This is a genomic window from Roseobacter sp. HKCCA0882 (assembly GCF_037805225.1).
Taxonomy (GTDB): Bacteria; Pseudomonadota; Alphaproteobacteria; order Rhodobacterales; family Rhodobacteraceae; genus M30B80.
This window is the reverse complement of record NZ_JBBLYI010000001.1, coordinates 311,407-332,315: the sequence shown is the minus strand read 5'-3', so window position 1 is coordinate 332,315 and position 20,909 is coordinate 311,407. Positions and strand designations below refer to the sequence as shown.

General features: G+C 52.3%; 16 protein-coding genes and 1 tRNA gene. 6 read left to right on the top strand and 11 right to left on the bottom strand.

Annotated features, from left to right (window positions below):
- Positions 1-113 precede the first annotated feature (113 nt).
- From AAC622_RS01705 to AAC622_RS01695, 3 genes are all read right to left on the bottom strand, one after another.
- Positions 114-2,006 carry a propionyl-CoA synthetase gene (locus AAC622_RS01705; protein WP_340260004.1) on the bottom strand — a complete coding sequence of 631 codons (1,893 nt, stop codon included), beginning with the start codon at positions 2,004-2,006 and terminating at the stop codon, positions 114-116.
- 424 nt (positions 2,007-2,430) lie between these two features.
- Positions 2,431-4,710: an NADP-dependent malic enzyme gene (locus AAC622_RS01700; RefSeq protein WP_340260003.1), complete on the bottom strand. Its 2,280-nt coding sequence runs from the start codon at positions 4,708-4,710 to the stop codon at positions 2,431-2,433.
- A 106-nt stretch (positions 4,711-4,816) separates the two neighbouring features.
- Entirely contained in the window at positions 4,817-5,584 is a 768-nt protein-coding gene (locus AAC622_RS01695) for an NAD kinase (RefSeq protein WP_340260002.1), read from the bottom strand.
- Positions 5,585-5,819: 235 nt separating this feature from the next.
- Here AAC622_RS01695 and glyA point away from each other — a divergent pair, with 235 nt between their 5' ends.
- Positions 5,820-7,115, top strand: a complete 1,296-nt coding sequence (gene glyA, locus AAC622_RS01690; protein ID WP_317655468.1) for a serine hydroxymethyltransferase — start codon at positions 5,820-5,822, stop codon at positions 7,113-7,115.
- Between the two features lie 6 nt (positions 7,116-7,121).
- Here the strand turns inward: glyA and AAC622_RS01685 are convergent, their stop codons facing one another.
- Complete coding sequence (locus AAC622_RS01685; RefSeq protein ID WP_340260001.1) at positions 7,122-8,273, bottom strand: M24 family metallopeptidase; 1,152 nt, start codon at positions 8,271-8,273, stop codon at positions 7,122-7,124.
- Positions 8,266-9,342 carry a pyridoxal-phosphate dependent enzyme gene (locus AAC622_RS01680; protein WP_340260000.1) on the bottom strand — a complete coding sequence of 359 codons (1,077 nt, stop codon included), beginning with the start codon at positions 9,340-9,342 and terminating at the stop codon, positions 8,266-8,268. The genes AAC622_RS01685 and AAC622_RS01680 overlap by 8 nt, the downstream gene beginning before the upstream one ends.
- A 248-nt stretch (positions 9,343-9,590) precedes the next feature.
- Here AAC622_RS01680 and AAC622_RS01675 point away from each other — a divergent pair, with 248 nt between their 5' ends.
- The 5 genes from AAC622_RS01675 to AAC622_RS01655 all read left to right on the top strand — a co-directional run bounded on the left by AAC622_RS01675 (position 9,591) and on the right by AAC622_RS01655 (position 14,163).
- Positions 9,591-9,770: a hypothetical protein gene (locus AAC622_RS01675; protein WP_340254815.1), complete on the top strand. Its 180-nt coding sequence runs from the start codon at positions 9,591-9,593 to the stop codon at positions 9,768-9,770.
- A gap of 110 nt (positions 9,771-9,880) precedes the next feature.
- Positions 9,881-11,167 (top strand): homoserine dehydrogenase, encoded by a 1,287-nt coding sequence (locus tag AAC622_RS01670; protein WP_340259999.1) that lies wholly within the window; start codon positions 9,881-9,883, stop codon positions 11,165-11,167.
- A 19-nt stretch (positions 11,168-11,186) separates the two neighbouring features.
- Complete coding sequence (glpX, locus tag AAC622_RS01665) at positions 11,187-12,155, top strand: class II fructose-bisphosphatase (protein WP_340254809.1); 969 nt, start codon at positions 11,187-11,189, stop codon at positions 12,153-12,155.
- Positions 12,156-12,202: 47 nt separating this feature from the next.
- Entirely contained in the window at positions 12,203-13,984 is a 1,782-nt protein-coding gene (gene recJ, locus AAC622_RS01660; protein ID WP_340261376.1) for a single-stranded-DNA-specific exonuclease RecJ, read from the top strand.
- 104 nt (positions 13,985-14,088) lie between these two features.
- Positions 14,089-14,163 (top strand) — tRNA-Glu (locus AAC622_RS01655).
- Positions 14,164-14,456: 293 nt separating this feature from the next.
- On the opposite strand, the gene AAC622_RS01650 is transcribed toward AAC622_RS01655, so the two are convergent.
- The 6 genes from AAC622_RS01650 to AAC622_RS01625 form a co-directional block, all read right to left on the bottom strand.
- On the bottom strand, positions 14,457-15,485 hold the full coding sequence (locus tag AAC622_RS01650) for a trans-3-hydroxy-L-proline dehydratase (RefSeq protein WP_340259998.1): 1,029 nt from the start codon (positions 15,483-15,485) through the stop codon (positions 14,457-14,459).
- An 82-nt stretch (positions 15,486-15,567) separates the two neighbouring features.
- Entirely contained in the window at positions 15,568-16,485 is a 918-nt protein-coding gene (locus tag AAC622_RS01645; protein WP_340259997.1) for a DMT family transporter, read from the bottom strand.
- A 240-nt stretch (positions 16,486-16,725) separates the two neighbouring features.
- Positions 16,726-17,379: an aspartate/glutamate racemase family protein gene (locus AAC622_RS01640; RefSeq protein WP_340259996.1), complete on the bottom strand. Its 654-nt coding sequence runs from the start codon at positions 17,377-17,379 to the stop codon at positions 16,726-16,728.
- Positions 17,376-18,824 carry a dihydropyrimidinase gene (hydA, locus tag AAC622_RS01635; RefSeq protein WP_340259995.1) on the bottom strand — a complete coding sequence of 483 codons (1,449 nt, stop codon included), beginning with the start codon at positions 18,822-18,824 and terminating at the stop codon, positions 17,376-17,378. Before hydA ends, AAC622_RS01640 begins: the two co-directional genes overlap by 4 nt.
- A 34-nt stretch (positions 18,825-18,858) precedes the next feature.
- Positions 18,859-19,794 (bottom strand): dihydrodipicolinate synthase family protein, encoded by a 936-nt coding sequence (locus tag AAC622_RS01630; RefSeq protein WP_340259994.1) that lies wholly within the window; start codon positions 19,792-19,794, stop codon positions 18,859-18,861.
- Positions 19,795-19,894: 100 nt separating this feature from the next.
- On the bottom strand, positions 19,895-20,821 hold the full coding sequence (locus AAC622_RS01625) for an N-carbamoyl-D-amino-acid hydrolase (RefSeq protein ID WP_340259993.1): 927 nt from the start codon (positions 20,819-20,821) through the stop codon (positions 19,895-19,897).
- Positions 20,822-20,909: the final 88 nt, after the last annotated feature.

The following is a 20,909-nucleotide window of genomic DNA, read 5'->3' as shown; positions in this document are numbered from 1 at the left end:
CCGCACTCCTTGAATTGCGTTGCCTCAATCTGTCCTGACGAACCGATGCACGCAAGGCGAAAGAAAAAGCGGGCCCAAAGGCCCGCCCTTCATCCCGTCTCGTCAAACCCGCCTTAGGCTTTGGGGTAGCCCAAAGTTTTCAAGGCCACTGCAATCTCGTCTAAAATCGCAGGATCATCAATTGTTGCAGGCATTTTATAGCTTTCGCCATCAGCGATTTTCACCATTGTTCCACGCAAAATCTTGCCCGAACGGGTTTTGGGCAGGCGATCCACCACAACGGCCAGTTTGAACGCCGCAACGGGGCCGATTTTGTCACGCACAAGTTTCACGCATTCAGACACGACATCTGCCGCATCTTTGGTCGCCCCTTTATTGAGACACAAAAACCCCAGAGGCATTTGCCCTTTGAGATCATCTGCCACACCGATCACCGCGCATTCAGCCACATCTGGGTGGGAGGCAAGAACCTCCTCCATCCCACCTGTCGACAAGCGGTGACCCGCCACGTTGATCACATCATCCGTGCGCGCCATGATATAAAGATACCCGTCTTCATCCTTATATCCCGCATCACCCGTCTCGTAATAGCCTTTGAAATGCTCAAGATAGGATTTGCGGAAGCGGGCTTCGGCATTCCACAACGTAGGCAAGGTTGCAGGCGGCAAGGGCAATTTAATCGCAATCGCGCCCAATTCGCCCGCAGGCAATGCATGCCCGCCCTCATCCAAAATTTGCACATCATACCCGGGCATTGGCACCGAGGGGCTGCCAATTTTGACAGGCAATTTTTCAATACCCAATGGGTTGCCACAAATGGCCCAACCCGTTTCGGTTTGCCACCAATGGTCAATCACGGGCACGCCAAGTTTTGCCTGCGCCCATTGGATTGTGTCAGGATCGGCACGCTCACCCGCCAAGAACAGCGATTCAAGGCTAGAGATGTCATATTTCCCAATAAAGCTGCCTACTGGGTCTTCGCGCTTGATCGCGCGAAAGGCCGTTGGGGCGGTAAACAGGCATTTAACTTTATGCTCATCAATCACACGCCAGAACGTGCCTGCATCCGGCGTGCCAATAGGTTTGCCTTCAAAGACGATTGTGGTGCAGCCAAAGGTCAGAGGCGCGTAACAAATATAGGAATGCCCCACGACCCAACCCACATCAGAGGCGGCCCAAAACACCTCGCCGGGGTTCATGTCGTAGAGATTGCGCATTGACCAATTCAACGCAACCAGATGGCCGCCTGTATGGCGCACAACGCCCTTTGGCTGGCCCGTTGTGCCAGAGGTGTAGAGAATATAGGCGGGGTGGTTGCCCTCTACGGGCACACAAGGCGCAGGCGCAACCCCGTGTTGGAAGCCATACCAATCGACATCGCGCCCATCGGTCAAGCTTGCCACTTCTTGCTCGCGCTGAAAGATCACGCAGAAATCTGGCTTATGGGCGGCGGCCTCGATGGCCGCATCCAAAAGCGGTTTATAATGCACCACGCGGCCCGGCTCGAGGCCACAGGAGGCGGCGATGATACATTTGGGTTGCGCATCATCAATGCGCACCGCCAATTCAGCCGCAGCAAAGCCGCCAAAGACCACCGAATGCACCGCGCCAATACGCGCGCAGGCAAGCATCGCCTCAACCGCCTGTGGCACCATCGGCATATAGATAATGACCCGATCCCCTTTGGTCACACCTTTGGCTTGAAGGCCACCCGCCAGAAGCGCGACACGTTCTTGCAATTCTGCATAGGAAATTTTCTGAACCGTGCTGGTGATGGGGCTGTCATAGATGATAGCGGTGCGATCCCCATGGCCTGCGGCAACATGGCGATCGACCGCGTTCCAACAACCATTCAGTTGACCATCTGCAAACCATTCATAAAGAGGCGCGTTTTCATCAGACAGCGCTTGGGATGGTTCAACATCCCAATCAATGGCAGAAGCAGCCTCCATCCAAAACCCTTCTGGGTTGGACCGGGCATACTCATAAATCTTTTGATAGCTCATGCGGGCCTCCCTTTGCTTGCGCAATTTTCTATCCCTTCAACCATAGCTTGCGCAAGAAGGTGACTTTGACGCAGGCGCGAAAACTGCGACCATGCGCCACTTTGTTTTAACGGCGGGGACGTTAGATGGGGCATATCGAACAGGAGCCTCCCCCATGACCATGTCCTTAAACGAAGACACAAGCCATTATATCACACGCCATGTCACCTATCGCCTGCCCGTCATCGGGCGCATCGCACGCGAGGTGGTCTAAGGCGAAGTAGACAACAGTTTTGCCCTTATTATCATGGTTGTTTCGGCTGTTGCCTCGGCCGTTGTGATTTGGGGCTTTCCCGCACTGATCATCTCGGGGCTTGGGGCAACCGCATTGATGTTTGTCACACTGTTGCGCATCACCTTTGGCTAAGGCGCGGCAGTGCGCCTGTCAGCCATAGGTGGCGACAGGCGTGCCTGCGAGGGCAGAGATATTCAACAGCCCCCGCGCGGTGATTGAGGGGGTGACGATATGCGCGCGATTGCCCATCCCCATAAGAATCGGCCCGACTTCCAGCCCACCCGCCTTCATCTTTAGGATGTTCCGTGCCGCCCCAGCGGCATCAGTATTGGCAAAGACAAGCGCGTTGGCCTGCCCCTCAAGGCGCGAATTGGGGAAAATTCGGGCGCGCAGCTCGGGATCAAGCGCGCTGTCGATATGCATCTCGCCCTCATAGGCGAAATCAAGCCCCATCGCGTCCAGAATATCGAGCGCCGCGCGCATCCGCCGCCCACTATCACTGTCGAGATTGCCGAATTGACTGCCAGAACACAGCGCAATTTTTGGCGCGATGCCAAAGCGGCGCACATGACGGGCTGTGGCAATCACCGTCTCGGCGATTTGGTCTGGGGTGGGCTGCGCATGAATATGCGTATCGGCAATAAAGAGCGGCCCATCTTCCAAAATCATCAAGGACAGCGCCCCAACAGGATGTAACCCGTCACGGGCCAAAAGCTGGCTGATATATTTCAAGTGCCACAAATACTGGCCAAAGGTGCCGCAGATTAAGCTGTCTGCCTCTTCGCGATACACCATGACCGCGCCGATGGCGGTGGTGTTTGTGCGCATAATCGCGCGGGCCAAATCGGGGGTCACCCCGTGGCGTTCCATCACGCTGTGATAGCTGCCCCAATAATCCCGATAGCGCGGGTCATTTTCGGGGTTTACGATTTCGAAATCCACACGCGGGCGGATGGTCAGGCCTGCCCGCTCAGCCCGCATTTCAATCACATCGGGACGACCGATAAGAATTGGGGTGTCTGTGGTTTCCTCAAGCATGGCTTGGGCCGCACGCAAAACGCGCTCATCCTCGCCTTCTGCAAAAGCAATACGGCGTGTCGTGGTGGCCGCTGCGGCAAAAACAGGGCGCATGATAAGCGCAGAGCGGAACACCGCCTGATTAAGTTTGGCGCGATAGGCGGCGATGTCATCAATGGGCCGCTTCGCCACACCCGAACTCATAGCCGCCTCAGCCACGGCACTGGCCACCACACCCATCAGGCGCGGGTCAAACGGCTTAGGTATCAGGTAGTCAGGGCCAAAAGTCAGCTGCTCGCCCTTATAGGCCGCGGCCGCTTCGGCACTGGTGGTGGCGCGTGCCAAGGCGGCGATGCCTTCAATACAGGCAATTTGCATCGCGTCATTGATTTCGCTTGCTCCGACATCCAAGGCGCCGCGGAAAATGAACGGAAAGCATAAGACGTTGTTCACCTGATTGGGAAAATCTGACCGCCCCGTAGCAATGATCGCGTCAGGCTTTACCGCGCGCACATCATCAGGGGTGATTTCTGGGTTCGGGTTCGCCAAGGCAAAGACCACAGGACGATCCGCCATGCGCGCAACCATCTCGCGCGTCAAAACACCCGGGCCAGAGAGGCCAAGGAACAAATCCGCCCCCTCGATCACATTACTCAAGGAAGCCGGGCTATCGCCTTGGGCATATTCGGCTTTTTGCGGTGTCATCCCCGCTTTACGGCCCCGATAGACCAGACCATCCAAATCGCAGAGCCAAACATTCTCACGCTTGAGGCCCAGTTTCAGCAGCATATTGAGGCAGGCAATCCCCGCCGCACCACCGCCCGTGGACACGACCTTGATATCGGCAAAGGATTTCCCCGCAAGACGCAGCGCGTTTGTTGCGGCCGCGCCCACGACAATCGCAGTTCCATGTTGGTCGTCATGGAAAACGGGAATATTCATTCGCTCGCGGCATAGTTTTTCTACGATAAAACAATCTGGCGCTTTGATATCCTCAAGATTAATTGCGCCAAAGGTTGGCTCAAGCGCGCAAACAATATCCGCCAGTTTCTCGGGGTCGCTCTCGTTCAATTCAATGTCAAAGCAGTCAATGCCGGCAAATTTCTTGAAAAGAACGGCCTTCCCCTCCATCACAGGCTTAGAGGCGAGTGCGCCAATATTACCAAGGCCTAGCACAGCCGTGCCATTGGTGACCACGGCGACAAGGTTACCGCGTCCTGTATAGCTTTCGGCATGGGCGGGGTCTGCTTTGATTTCAAGGCAGGCTTCAGCAACGCCGGGGCTATAGGCCAAGGACAGGTCGCGCCCATTCGCCAAAGGCTTGGTCGCGCGCACCTCTAACTTTCCTGGTTTTGGGCCTGCATGATAGGCAAGCGCGCGCTGGCGCAAACTGTCGTTGCTGTCTTCAGTCATGATCTATTCCCAATCGGCTATGGTCGCCAAACATCCCCAATCGGCGGCCCTCCGCAATTAGTTTAACGTTAAACTATCGCCTAGGAAAGGGCAAATTCCGCTTGGATTACACGAATTGCTCGCGCAAAAGCCGCTCTTCCAAACCATGGCCTGGATCGAACAGGATACGATGGGTCACGTCTTGCGCGCTCGATATCTCTACATGGGTGACATTGTTCACCGAAACGCTATCGGCATCTGCCATCACAGGGCGGTGGTCCGGATCGACCACTTCGAAAATCACGTTAGATGATTTATTGAGCAGCGCCCCCCGCCACCTGCGCGGACGAAACGCCGCCACGGCGGTCATTGCCAAAACATCTGCACCAATGGGCAAAATCGGGCCATGCGCGGAATAGTTATAGGCGGTCGAGCCTGCAGGCGTGCATAACAGCGCGCCGTCGCATACCAGTTCTTGCATGCGCAGCTTTCCATCAACATGGATGCGCAACTTAGCGGCTTGGGGGCCTGCGCGCAGCAGACTGACCTCATTGATCGCCAAAGCCTCGATTGTTTCGCCTGTCGCGCGCCGCGCCTTCATCCGCAACGGGTTGATCTGCGCCTCCTCCGCCGCAGTCAGGCGGGCCATCAAACCATCGGCAGAATATTCATTCATCAAAAAGCCGACCGTGCCACGGTTCATTCCATAGACAGGACGGTCGAGCGGTTGGGTTTCGTGCAAAGTCGACAGCATAAAGCCATCCCCGCCAAGCGCCACGATGACATCAGCCTCCTGAGGCGTTGATTGGCCATAAGCCGCGCTCAATTCCGCAAGGGCTGCCTGCGCCATCCGCGCCCGCGAGGCCAAAAAGGCTATTTTCAAATCTTTGCTCATCTGCGCGACCTTTGCGAGACTGGGGTATCGCCATCCTGTTCCCTGCCATGCCGAAACACAAGACCCCGCAAAACAGTGCAAATTTGCCCGGCTTGCAGGGCGGCAGGGCGCGACTCTCTGTCGAATTGCCGCTTTCGCCCTTTTCCAAGGGGCTGTTCTGCCCTAAACCCCATGCGATAGACAGCGCCCGCGCGTGACCCAACAAAACGCGCCCCCGATGTAAGGAGCCCTCACTATGACTGCGCCCCACCGTGACGATGGATTTTTCACCGAAGCCCTCAGCACCCGTGACCCTGAAATCTTTGGCGCGATTACCAAAGAATTCGGTCGTCAAAGCGAAGAGATCGAATTGATCGCCTCCGAGAACATCGTCTCGGCTGCTGTGATGGCCGCGCAAGGCTCGGTGATGACCAACAAATATGCCGAAGGCTATCCAGGTCGGCGGTATTATGGCGGCTGCGATTATGTCGATATCGCAGAAAACCTTGCGATTGAGCGGGCATGCAAATTGTTTGACTGTGCGCATGCCAATGTGCAGCCCAATTCAGGCAGCCAGGCGAACCAAGGGGTTTTCACAGCTCTTTTGACGCCCGGCGATACCATCTTGGGCATGAGCCTTGATGCAGGCGGCCACCTGACCCATGGCGCCAAGCCCAACCAATCGGGCAAGTGGTTTAATGCCATTCAATACGGCGTGCGCAAGCAGGACATGGAAATCGACTATGACGCGATTGCCGAACTTGCGGCTGAACATAAGCCCAAAATGCTGATCGCGGGCGGCTCGGCCATTCCGCGTGTCATTGATTTTGCAAAAATGCGTGAGATTGCTGACAGTGTTGGGGCCTATCTTTTGGTCGACATGGCGCATTTCGCGGGGCTAGTGGCATCGGGTCATTACCCTTCACCTTTCCCACATGCGCATGTTGCAACCACCACCACGCATAAAACCCTGCGCGGGCCACGCGGTGGGATGATCCTGACCAATGACGAAGATATCGCCAAGAAGGTCAATTCCGCCATCTTCCCGGGCATTCAAGGCGGCCCGTTGATGCATGTCATCGCCGCTAAGGCCGTGGCCTTTGGCGAGGCGCTGCGCCCTGAATTCAAGGCCTATCAGACCCAAGTGATTGCCAATGCCAAGGCGCTGGCGGATCAGCTGATGAAGGGGGGCTTGGATATCGTCACTGGCGGCACAGATACGCATTTGATGTTGGTTGACCTGCGCCCCAAAGGCGTAAAAGGCAATGCCACTGAAAAGGCGCTTGGCCGTGCTAATATAACCTGCAACAAAAACGGCATCCCATTTGACACGGAAAAGCCAATGATCACTTCGGGCGTGCGTTTGGGAACACCTGCGGCCACAACGCGTGGCTTTACCGAGACCGAATTCCGCCAAGTTGCGGATTGGATTGTTGAGGTGGTCGATGGCTTGGCAGCGAATGGTGAGGATGGAAATGGCGCCGTAGAGGCGAAAGTTGCCGCAGAGGTAAAGGCACTCTGTCAGCGCTTCCCCATCTATCCAAGCATCTGAAAGCGCTTATAAAATTGTAATGTCACGCGGGGCGGGGTTTGTTAAAAACTCGGCCCCGTTTTCTGCCAGGACAATATTTTCTTCGGCCACTAGAATCCGTCCCTTTCCCAGATCAACAGATGGCTCAAGCGTGAGAACCATACCTGCGTGCAGCACTGTCTGGTCTTGCGGCGTAAGGGATGGCCATTCGGTGAGCGTCACCCCCAACCCATGCCCTAACCGCCCGCCACACGGCGTGCCACCACGCGCGGCAATTTCGCGGCACAGCATCGCGTGCAGATCCGAGGCGCGTATATTAGGTTCGATCACTTCCATCACGGCATAAATCGCATCTTGTAAAATCTGATGCCCGCGGGCAGCGTCAGGGCTTGGGGTTCCGATAGCAAAATTTCGGTCGAAATCGCAAAAATAGCCGTCTTTCACCGCGCCCGTATCCAACATCAAAATATCACCATTGCGCAGCGGTGTCGGTGCGGCAGGTGAAATTACATCGCCATAGCCTCCCTCGCCAGCCCCCCCTGCGACATAAGACACCCAATCGGCCCCCTCCTCGAGCAGCAGGATTTGAAATGCGCGAAACACCGCATCTAACGGCGTGCCGCGGCGGGCAATTTCATCAACGCGGGCAAAGGCGCGATTGCCAATGGCGCAAGCAGAGCGCAGTTTTTCAATCTCAAGCGCCGATTTTATCTCACGAGTGCGGTGCATGATATCTGTTGCATCCACAAAACTGCGGGGGGCGAGACGGGTTTGCAGCACAAAGAAATCCCCCAAGGGCATCCGCAGCTGTGTCTCCAGGCCCATTGCAACCCCGATCTTTCCACTTTTGGGTGTGACTTCACATAATGCCTCAGCCAGCAGGCTGATCCCGTCATCTTCGGGGCGCGGTGCGGGCCATGTCCGGATATCTGTGATCACCGATTTCCCCATGAGATAAGCCCCGATCTCAGGGATCACAGCCATTGGAGCGCCTGTGGCGGGGATCAGCACAAACCACGGTCGTGCGGGGCTCTCCCAAAAGCGCGTGAGAAAGCCTGTGACGTAGAAAATATCCGCCGCTTGGGTCAGCAAAATTGCATCTAGGCCTATAGCCTGTAGGCGGGCCTGAATCCCACGATGACGGCGGTGATATTCAGCGGGTGGGAACAGATCAGACATCCTCTGGCCCTTCGCTAAGAACACAGAGGACTCGCGCATCTGGCGGAAAGTCATAGCCAAGATAAGCCGCTGCAATTACGCCCGCCGCACCCGATGGCGTGGAGGCAAGCCCCGCTTTAGTCAATCGCGCCACTCCAGAGGCCGCTTGGCCATCTGAGATCGTCAAAAACTGATCTGCATCGCGCGCCAGCCCCGCTAACGCCACAAGCGAGGCTGTCTTACAGTCCAGCCGCCCCATGATTGAGACAGGGCCTTTGCTGTCGACAACATGGCCTGCAGCAATCGCATCTTGAAGGGCGGGAGCTGCATCAGGCTCTACCACGATAATCTGTGGGGCCTGCCCCCATGTGGCGCGCGCATGTGCAGCCAAGGCTCCTGCCATTCCACCCACACCTGCTTGCAAGAAAATATGCGTTGGTGGGCTGTCCATCGCTTCGACCATTTCTGCCCCAATTTGCAAATACCCCTCCATCACCAAATAGCCTTGGGTCATCTCACCCTCCCATGTGCTATCCGGAAGAAGCGTGCCTTCTCCTGCCGATGCGGCGGCCTCAGCCGCGGCAATGCTTTCTTCGTATATGGCGCCCGCACGGCGCGGCTCTGCCCCTTGCGCACGGAGGCGATCGGCAAAAGCCTCCGGCACAGTGTCAGACAGATAAATTATTGCACGCGCGCCAAAGACCCGCGCCCCTGCAGCTACAGACAGGCCATGATTGCCTGCACTTGCGGCGATAAACGCTCGGCCTGTCAGGGCCGTGCTGTAGTCAGTGGCCCCATTTTCCATGGCTGCGCGTGCTACGCGGGCGATCACATAGGCTGCTCCCAAGGCTTTAAAACTTCCAAGTCCCATGCGCCCACGCTCGTCTTTAACAAAAAACGCGGCTGTGCCGGCAGTTTTTGCCAAATCATCACGCACCAAAAGAGGCGTGGGCGCGTAAGCAGGACAGTGTTCCAGGAGAGCCTTCACAGGGCTTGCATCATCACTGGGGAAACCCCGCAGATTAGGCAGACCTACCCCACGATAAGGGTTCTGACGGATCACAGTTGGTTGCAAGACTTTGTCTTCCATGGCGCAAAATCCTTTTTTTAAACGCACCAAGCCTAAGACCAGTTAAAAAGCGCTTTTGTATTCCCTGCGTCACTCTAAACATAAAAAACGCCAATGTGCCAAATTAGCCGGGCTCGAACACGCAAACAAGACTAGACCCAAGTCGATTGGCGCGCTATCGCAGTGCTATGCGATTTTTCACGCCCTTTTTGTTAACATTACCCTTCATTTTGTCTGCCTGCAGCACCCAGGACAGCGCTCGCCAAGAAGTGCGTAATGCAAGCTATCCCGCGCTTTTGCCGCTTAGCGCGCTTGAGATTGAAGAGATGCGCAGTCCTGCCAGCGCCGAAACACTAAGCACCCCTGAAGCAACCGTTGGGGAATTGGCTGGTCGCGCAGAAGACCTGCGCCGCCGCGCAGCGGCTTTGGCTAATGAGCCCATTAATTAATGCTTGAGGAATAGTTGTTCTGCCTGCGTTGCACCTTTTCTTGGAAGGAGCTAACAGGGGTTCAACTTGATAATGTGCGCGATACGCACAGCTATTGGAGGTTCGGCATCATGGAACGCCCTTTGCGTCTTGCAATCGCAGGTCTTGGCACGGTTGGCACAGGTGTCATAAAGATAATTCAGAACAATGGCGCACTGATCGAGGCTCGCACAGGGCGCAAGGTTACCATTTCTGCCGTAAGCGCACGCAGCCGTGACAAAGATCGCGGCGTGAATTTGGCGAAATACGCATGGGAAGATGATCCCGTTGCGATGGCCAAGCGCGATGATGTGGATGTATTTGTTGAATTGATGGGCGGCTCGGATGGCCCTGCAAAGACGTCGACCGAAGCAGCAATTGCCGCAGGCAAGGATGTTGTCACAGCCAATAAGGCGCTTTTGGCGTTGTATGGACAGGAACTGGCTGAAGCGGCAGAGGATAATAACCTTGTCCTGCGTTTTGAGGCTGCAGTGGCGGGCGGCATCCCAATCATCAAATCTTTGACCGAAGGGTTGGCCGGCAACCAGATCACCCGGATAATGGGGGTGATGAACGGAACCTGCAATTACATCCTCACGCGGATGGGCAATGCAGGCCTCACCTATGAGGAAGCTTTTGCCGAGGCTGATGGCCTTGGCTATTTAGAAGCTGACCCACAGCTTGATGTCGGAGGCATTGATGCCGGACATAAATTGGCGCTTTTGTCCTCTGTCGCTTTTGGAACAAAAGTCGATTTTAGCGGTATAAGCCTCGAGGGCATTGGCGCAGTCACCATCGAAGACATCAATCGCGCTGCTGATCTTGGGTTCAAGATTAAACTTCTCGGAGTGGCGCGTATGACAGCGCGTGGCTTGGAACAACGGATGAGCCCCTGCCTGGTTCCTGCTTCTTCGCCCCTAGGGCAGCTTGAGGGAGGCACCAATATGGTGGTGGTGGAAGGAGACTATGTTGGCCAAATCGTGCTGCGCGGTGCGGGTGCAGGCGAAGGTCCAACAGCAAGTGCAGTGCTGTCAGATATTTGCGATATCGCGCGCAACATACGGATTTCTACATTTGGCCAACGCGCGAATACCCTCAAAGCCGCACCGCCCGCATCAGCGGCCTCGGCTGCGCGTTACTATATTCGCATGACCCTCAACGACAAACCTGGCGCTTTGGCAAAAATTGCCACAGTATTGGGAGATAATGGCATTTCAATTGATCGAATGCGTCAATATGATCACCCTGACGAAGCTGCGCCCGTATTAATAGTAACTCACAAAGCTGCTCAGCCCGCACTGCAAGAGGCGCTTGCAGCCTTGCCGCAGACGGGCGTATTGATGAGCGCCCCAGTTGCTTTGCGCATCGAAGACGTCTGAAAGAAAGGCTATAGCGCCCATGTCGCAAAAATCCGATTTTAATGATCGCTTGCTGTCCCTGGGATTGGCGCGGGTATCTGAAGCAGCGGCAATTGCTTCTGCAGATCTCATTGGTCGGGGCGACGAAAAAGCCGCTGACCAAGCCGCCGTAAACGCCATGCGCGAGCAGTTGAACCTGCTCGATATCCAGGGTGTGGTTGTGATCGGTGAGGGCGAACGAGACGAAGCCCCAATGTTATATATCGGCGAAGAGGTTGGCACGGGAAATGGCCCCGCTGTTGATATAGCGCTCGATCCGCTTGAAGGGACTACCCTGACCGCAAAGGACATGCCAAACGCCTTGACTGTGATTGCGATGGGGCCACGTGGATCTATGCTTCACGCGCCTGATACTTATATGGATAAGCTTGCAATTGGGCCTGGCTACCCTGAAGGCATCCTCAACCTAGATATGACTCCTTCAGAACGTGTTACGGCTCTTGCCAAAGCGCGCGGATGCAGCCCAAACGATATCACAGTCTGTGTTCTTGAGCGCCCCCGACATGAGGCGATAATTTCGGAAATTCGCGGCACAGGCGCCTCGATCCGTTTGATTACCGACGGCGATGTAGCCGGTGTCATTCATACCGCCGAGGCTAATCTGACTGGTATTGATATGTATATGGGCCAAGGTGGTGCACCGGAAGGAGTTCTAGCCGCGGCAGCCTTGAAATGCATGGGCGGACAAATGTGGGGACGACTGCTGTTCCGAAATGAGGACGAGCGTGCTCGCGCTGCCAAAGCCGGTATTACCGATTTTGAACGTGTCTACACGCGCGATGAAATGGTAACAGAGGATGTGATCTTCGCTGCCACAGGTGTGACATCAGGATCAATCCTTTCCGGCATCAAAAGAGAACCAGGTTGGCTGACCACAGAAACGGTCTTAATGCGCTCCAAAACGGGATCAATTCGCCGTATGAGCTACCGTCATCCTACGGGTCGCTAAATGACCCAAACTACAAAACACACGGAGCTCATACCACGAAATCTGTTATGACAGATGATTTGAACGCGAATATCTGCCTGGAAGTAAAGGTATCGCTTACGGGCAAAAGATGGGTCGCGCCAGCAACTGAGATGGCGCGCCATGCAACCGTAATTACGCGTGAAGCGCAACTCCCCCAACCTGTGGCCATGCTTTTGGCGCAGCGCAGAGTATTGTCTGAGCAGGCCAAAAGTTTTTTGAACCCCACACTTCGCGACCTGCTGCCTGACCCAAGCAATTTGCTGGATATGAATAAGGCCGCAGTTCGTATCTTGACCGCCGCCACCACGCGCCAAAAGATTGCAATTTTTGCAGATTACGATGTCGATGGGGCTAGCTCTGCCACACTTTTGGTCGACTGGCTGCGTCAATTGGGCCACGACGCCACCATATATGTGCCTGATCGAATTGACGAAGGCTATGGCCCAAACATCCCTGCAATGCAGGAACTAGGCGCTTCACATGATCTTATCATCTGTGTTGATTGTGGGACCTTGTCACATGAGCCAATCGCAGCAGCAAACTGTGATGTGGTGGTTCTCGATCACCATTTGGGTGGTGCTGAGTTGCCCAATTGTGTCGCCGTTGTAAACCCAAATCGCCAAGACGAAACTGGAGAATGGGGTCATCTTTGTGCGGCTGCTGTTGTATTTTTAGTATTAGTGGAAATGAACCGTGAGCTAAGAAAAGTTCATGACAAAATCGGCCCTGATCTAATGGCAATGCTAGATCTAGTTGCCCTGGCTACAGTGGCTGACGTTGCGCCATTAATCGGGGTAAATCGCGCATTTGTGCGTCAAGGACTAGCTGTCATGGCAAGACGTGCGCGTCCAGGGATTGTGGCGCTATGCGATGTAGCTCGCCTTGATCGTACTCCAAGCGCCCACCATTTAGGATTCGTCCTCGGCCCACGCATCAATGCAGGAGGACGTATTGGAGAAGCCGATCTTGGTGCGAAACTTTTGTGCGAGACTGAGCCGAATAAGGCCCAAGCGATAGCAACCAAGCTCGAAAGCCTCAACACAGACCGCCGCGAAATCGAGGCTGCAGTACGTAATGCAGCTTTTGCGCAAGCAGAAGCGCGCGGTTTGGATGCACCGCTTGTCTGGGCTGCAAACGATGGATGGCACGCTGGTGTGGTAGGTATTGTTGCAAGCCGACTAAAAGAAGCATCGAACCGTCCAGCCATTGTCATCGGCTTTGATGGGGATGCCGGCAAGGGATCTGGTCGTTCAGTTGCGGGTATTGACCTAGGCTCAGCCATACAAAAGTTAGCGGCAGAGGGCCTGATTGAAAAAGGCGGCGGGCACAAAATGGCTGCAGGTCTAAGTCTCGATCGCGCGCAACTAGAACCCGCGATGGCACGCTTGTCAGATCTTCTAGCTCGTCAAGGTTCAGGTCTCACCATACATCAAGATTTACGGGTCGACGCTATAATCCTACCCTCGGGAGCCACGACGGAATTAATAGAACTGTTGGACCAAGTAGGACCATTCGGTGCCTCAGCCCCCGCTCCACGCTTTGGCTTTCCAAATATGAAAATCATCTTCTCAAAACCGGTGGGCGAAACTCATTTAAAATTCACTGCCACCGATGGCGGTCCTACGAAAATAGACGGCATTGCTTTTGGTGCTATGGAGGGCCCGCTTGGTCCTGCTTTACAACAGGCACAGCGATCAGGACGCAACATCCACATCGCAGGGCGGCTCGAGTTGAACCATTGGCAGGGCCGCAGCAAAGTACAATTGCGCCTTGAAGATGCCGCGTGGGCAGATGGCCAAGCACGCTGAGTTAGACCTAGATCAATTTATGAAATAAAAAATTAGCGCGCATAAGTACAGAATCCTCTTGCGCCTCAGCCGCACATTTCCTAAGAACCGCCCACACTAAGCGTGGCCCGTTCGTCTATCGGTTAGGACGCCAGGTTTTCAACCTGGAAAGAGGGGTTCGATTCCCCTACGGGCTGCCACATCCCCCCAAAATATAAAATAACTTCAATAGCTTAGTAAATTGCTAAGCTCTGCGTCCCCACATTCGTCCCCACGCTGCATGGCGTCCACACAAGTAAATGGCGATACGCGCAAGGCAAAAATTTCGTAAAATAGGCCAATCTGGCAAATTATACGCCGAACTTAGACGTAATTTCACGCTAAACTCGAACCACCGTCCCACACGCGCGTGGCTGCGTGTTTGCTCCCGCCTGCGTGCGCGTTGCTTCCGCTTATGTCTGTTTTGGTAAGGTAAACTCCGCCTGCCCGCGACTTACCTAGCTCCCCATGTGTCAGATAGCCGATAACCTTGAGGCCATGGGTCGGAGGGGTCAAGCATATGTTGATGAATGCCTGTAATCCAGCCTCGACCCGAAATTTCGGGGTGAATGGCGGGTTTATCCCCTATGAAGGTTTCGCCCAATATGGTGCCTGAAAAAGTTGACCCAATCAGAGAAGTTGCGGTCAACCGATCGCCCGTTTTCATCTGCCCGCGAGCATTTAAAAGCGCCATGCGGGCTGAGAGTGCTGTGCCTGTGGGTGAGCGGTCAACCTTACCTGGTTTGATAGCGACTGCTGCCTTTGTTTCTAGCCCATTTGAGCCTCGGGTCAGCGGGCCAGCGAAAAGACAGAAGGAAATATGTCGCCAATCAGGGTTCTCTGGGTGGGTGAAGCCTAGCTGGGTAGTGGTGGCATCACTGATCTTAACTCCAAGTGTCGCAATGTCATGCGCTTCGTCTTCGGTAAGCGCGAAGCCCATTGATGGCGCATCAATTACCACAAAGCTATCTCCGCCATAAGCAGTATCAACAGTGACGGTTCCAATGCCTTCGACCTCAATTTTTTCATTTAAATCACCTGCAAATGAGGGAACATTTTGTACAAATATCCGCTCAGCTTTGCCGTTTTTACATTCGGCTCGCACGCGAACTAAGCCCCCAGGGGCCTCCAGCACTAAGTGCGTTTCTGGTTCGACCATTGGTAATATGCCGCTATCGAGCAGCACGGTCGCGACGCAGATAGAGTTAGAGCCTGACATGGGAGGTGTGTCTTCTGGTTCCATTATGATGAAAGCGGCTTGGGCTTCGGGGTTTTTGGGTGGAACTAGAAGGTTTACATGACGAAACACTCCCCCACGCGGCTCATTCAGAACAAAGTTCCGAAGCTCTTGGCTGTTCGCAATCCATCGCGATTGCTCCCACAAAGTTTCGCCAGGTGGGGGTAGTATCCCTCCGACTATTACGTCACCCACTTCCCCTTCGGCATGTGCGGATACGATATGGATGGTTTTTATAGAACGCATCTTAATATCCCCCGTTCAGCGCAGCACATTTCAGTTCGCTGGCCAGATATTTCGTACTGTAGTTGCGCTTCATCGGATACTATTAAACCACTGAGGTCGATGCACGTGCGGGCTTCGCGTTACTTTTCTTTTCTCTCATAGCAATGAGCACTCCTGAGACAAAAATTATAGTTCCACCGATCCAAGTGAAAACATCTGGGACTTCGCCAAAGAGCCAAAACCCGAATACAATTCCCCAAATTAACTTAACATAGTCAAAAGGCATCAATAAGGTTGGGTCCCCCTCCTTGAATGCCTGGCTAAGGGTGAGCTGAGTGGCAGATCCCAAGCATCCAATAACGACTAACCAAACAAGTTGATTAAAATCTGGGGTTTTCCAAACCAAAATAGCTGGAATGAACGATAAAATAATCGTGGTGACGCCCATCCAAGAAACTATGGTCAAGCTATCGTCAGTTTTTGATAAGATTTTAATAAATAGCATTGATCCAGCCCAAAAAAAAGCTGACGCAAGTACCAATATCGAACCAGTGTCAATTTCCAACAAACCTGGGCGAAGAATGATGAGCATTCCTATGAAACCCATGACAATTGCCATCCAACGATAGATCCGGAAGCGCTCACCCAAGAAGATCACGCTTAATATCGCCAAAAAGATTGGGGCTGTGAAACTTAGCGAATTAACGCGAGCTAACGTAATCAATCCTAAACTAGAAAAGAACATTAGCATTGAAGTTGTGTTTAAGAGACCACGGACAAGGTGTAACCGTAACTTAGTCGTTTTTAGAAACTTAAAACGTGATCGAACTATCATCGGTAAAATCACGATAAACCCGAATAGACTCCTGAAAAAAGCGACCTCAAAGGCGTGCAAGTCTTCGGTATTAATCCTTACAAGAACATGCATCGTCGCAGCAAAGAAAGTGGATGCTATCATCAAAAAAATACTTTTTAACGATGCGGATTGATTTGCCCAAACAATCCCAATTTTATTAGTCAAATTTCACCACTTTTCTTTTATTTATCAGATTACTAGCTTCCACAGACACATCAAAAAGTTTTCATTGTAAATTCAACAACGCACAGCCGTCCGAGCTAGCATGGTTGATTGATCAATCATTAGGGATTTCCGTGAGAAATCATAGAACTTCAACAGACTATATTAATCACTTGTCCCGCTAACAAAATAATAATTTTCTCAAAACGATCGCGGATGACCACTTACGGATTGTACAGTTGCTTATGCGTTTGAGAGCAAAACTCCCATAGCCAATGCTACAGCTGCTTGAGTTGGATCAATCACAGGTATTCCAAGCGCCTCTTCCAGCTTTTTTCGGTGCGTTGCCATTCCAGCACACCCCAAAACAAGCACATCAGCGCCCTGTTTTTTCAGAAGTCCGCCCACATTCACAAGTTTTTCGAGCGTTTTAGTGCCCCGAGCGCTTTCATCAACGCTCATATTCAATGGCAATTCACCGGCCAGCCGATCAAGAACTTGCATCCTTGCCATAACTCGCCAATGACGTTGTATGGAGGCTTCTGAGATTGCGATAACTCCAAAGCGATCTGCGCGAGCTAGTGCGCTCAACACTCCACTTTCTTGAATTCCAAAAACAGGCTTTTGGGTAATTGATCGGCAAGCGTGAAGACCTGGATCTGAATAACAAGCTATAACAAAAGCCCCCGCATCCGCTCGGGACTGTACCAAATTAACTAACGGGATAATTACACTATCAGAATCCAACTGACTTTCGATTCCGAACGGCCCCTCCGTCAAAGTGACACACTCAATTGCAGGCCTTTTGGGAAGATTAAATTCCTTCAGCGCATCCCTTATGCCTTCGGTAACCAATTCATTCGAATTTGGATTAATTACTACTATCGGACCGTTCATGTAATAATATTTGCCCCAAAATTGTATATTGGATCAGTTTCTGGCAAATGCGTTCCGGTTAAGCCCGACAAATCGGTACGACCCCGTTTGACGAATGCTCCATCACCTGGATTAGCTATCAGCTTATCGTTCTCAACAATCTTTTGACCCCTTGTAAGAACAGTCACTGGCCAACCTGTAATTTCCATCCCTTCAAATGGATTATAATTCACATAATCATGTGTCTCACCAGCCACCTTCGTGAGGTTTGGATCCCATATCGCGATGTCAGCATCTGCACCAATGGCCATTGTACCTTTGAAAGGGTGCATGCCATACAATCGAGCCGCATTAGTAGACGATAAAGCTACGAACTGATTAAGGTTAATTCGGCCCTTCATCACACCTTCTGAGAACAGAATTGGCAATCGCATCTCAATACCTGGCATTCCGTTCGCTATTTTGCGGAAATCAACGTCCGGCCCATTGGCAAACTTACCCGTATCATCGAACCGGTAAGGGGCGTGGTCCGATGACACAACGCTAAACGTTCCAGCAGCGACATGACGCCACAAAATTGATTGCGTATTTTCGTCACGAAGTGGCGGCGAACAAATGTACTTTGCTCCTTCCTTGCCCGAGCGATCTAGATCATTTCGCGTCAATAATAGGTAATGCGGACAAGTTTCACCAAAGATATATGCACCTTCAGATCTCGCTTCAGCAACCAAGGCTGCGCCCTTCGGTGTCGAAACATGAACAATCATCAACGGGGCATTTGTGAGCTTGGCTAAACTTATTACACGATTGATTGCTTCTTCTTCAGCTATAGCTGGGCGCGACGGAGCGTGAAATTTGGGATCGGTGTAGCCATTCTCCACTAAAGCAGAGGACATCCACGTGAGCATGTCATGATTTTCAGCGTGGACCATGGTAAGGCCCCCATAGCGTCGCGCAGCGGTCATAATATTAAGTATTTGCGCATCACTGACTCGGGTCGCATAAGTCATGAAAATTTTGAAAGAGGTAATCCCCCTCTCAAAGACGCCTGGAAGCTCTGCCAGAACATCTGCATTCGGATCGGTAAGTATGAGATGATAAGAGTAGTCGATAACTGATTTTGTTGAAGCCCTGCCGTCATAGGTAGAAAGCGTTTCAGCAACACTCTGACCAACTTTTTGAGCTGCGAACGGTACGAAACAAGAATTTCCACCAAACGCCGCTGATATTGATCCAGTTTCATAGTCATCAGCACTCATGAGGCCCATGCCGCTCTCCTGAGCGATGTGGCAATGCGCTTCAATTCCGCCTGGCATTACCAGTTTATTGGTAGCATCAATGACCTCATCACCCGACAGATCGCTACCCAATGTGGCAATCTTACCACCCGAAACGCCAACATCAGCAACGAAGATTTCGGACGCGGTGACAACTTTACCGCCCTTTATCACCAAATCATGCTGCACCGTTCTCTCCAGACCTAATTAAATTGAAAATATTTTACTGCAGTTCAGACAATCTTACATTCAGGCGCTCTATTAAACGCGTTAGCTCGGCGTGGTCGACATCGCTAAGCGCAGGACCAGGAGCTCTTACAGTAGGACTTTCAATTACACCTCGACGGAATAGTATCTCCTTGCGTATAGCTAAGCCGATACCAAGCTGATGTTCGTAGCGCACTAAAGGCAAGTAAGCATCAAAGAGGTTTTCAGCTGCATCTAAGTCACCTTCTTGATACCGGTTTACCACGTTCACTAACATTTCAGGGTAGGCAAAACCTGTCATTGCTCCATCAGCTCCGCGCTGAAGTTCTTGAGGAAGAAATAAAGCGGCATTTCCCGTTAGAATAGACAATCTCGGCGTATGGTCAGTGCCACTTTGAGCGCGAACCTGTGAAAGTTTAGTTAGTCCAGGCCAATCTTCATGTTTTAGCATAACAATTTGTGCGTAAGTGCGAGTTAAATCGAGGATTGTTTCTACGCTAAAGTTAACGCCTGTTGTCTGTGGGTAGTCTTGCAGGCAAATCGGGACATCATCCCCTAGAGCCTTACAAACTTCACCAAAGTAGTTTTTTATTTTCACCTCGTGCACAAGACCAGGCATGGGAGCTACCATTACACCTGCAGCACCATCATCCATGACGGATTTAGTCAGATCAGATAGGTTCCCCAAACCGGCGCCAGATACGCCAACCACAACTGGAATTCGACCTGCGACACGATCCAAAACATGCTTGGAGAACTGAATGGCATCTTGCGCTGATAGTTTTTGAGCTTCGCCCATTATACCGAGAATGGTCATGCCGGTTACACCACATTCGATGTAAAACTCGATCAATCGGTCAGCGCTTTCTAAATCAAGCGCTCCGTTTTTCGAGAATGGTGTAACGGAAATGATAAATACGCCGCGCGAATGTCTGTTAATCTTTTCAGCCATTTTGACCGCTCCAAAATCCGTCTCTAGTCATCAGACGCCCAAACCAACGCAACGCCTTCTCAAACTCAGACGACTTATTCTGAGCGTGCAATGCTTTTGGTCAGTCATTTATAACTACACCAGCTTGTGTACCTATCCGTTGATAATGTTCGATACGACGATGCCGGCCAAAGTCAAAAATTGTTGTTTTACCAAAGGTACAAGCATCCATATCACAAGCATGAACAACAAGTTCATCGACCTCAGAGGAAGCTCTCGCAACAACATAACCATTAGGATCTACGATTATTGATCCTGCCATTAGAGGGTGTCCGTCCTCCAAACCGGCTTTTGCAATACCCACCACCCAAGTCGCATTTTGATAAGCGCCTGCAGTCATCGAAAGTTCAGAATGGTAAAGCCTTTGCTCAATACCTTCATCAGATAACTGACTATTCACCGTCGGAGTATTGTATCCAAGCATCACCAGCTCGACACCTTGCAAACCCATTTCACGATATACTTCGGGCCAACGGCGATCGTTACAGATACACATCCCCATTCTTGCATTCAAATTTTTCCACACTGGAAATCCAAGATTGCCAGGCTCAAAATAGCGTTTTTCGAGATGCTGGAATGAGCGCTCGGGATCATATTCCGAATGCCCAGGCAAATGCACCTTTCTATACGTGCCAATTATGTTCGCATCTCGATCAGTGAGCACAGAAGTGTTGTAGTAATGCCCATCTTGAGTGCGTTCCGCATATCCAAAACTTATCGCTATCTGAGCTTTCTTCGCTGCTGCAAAAAGTGGCGCAGTTGCAGCATTAGGCATTTCATTTTCAAACCAAAAATCAACCTCTGATTGGTTATCAATAAACCAGCGCGGGAAAAAAGTTGTAAGAGCTAGTTCGGGATATACGACCAGATCGCAGCCCGCTGCTTTTGCCTGATCAAGCAAAACAATCATCCGATCCACGACAGCTTCTCTGGTATCGGCTTTTTGAATCGCGCCCATTTGGGCGCCGCCAATCACTATCTCTCTCATAATTCACCTCCCGAACAGCTCAAAAACTTCAACCCAAACGCAACAACTGCCTTGGCTCTGTCCAGACTAGAATAGTCACGTTACAGTG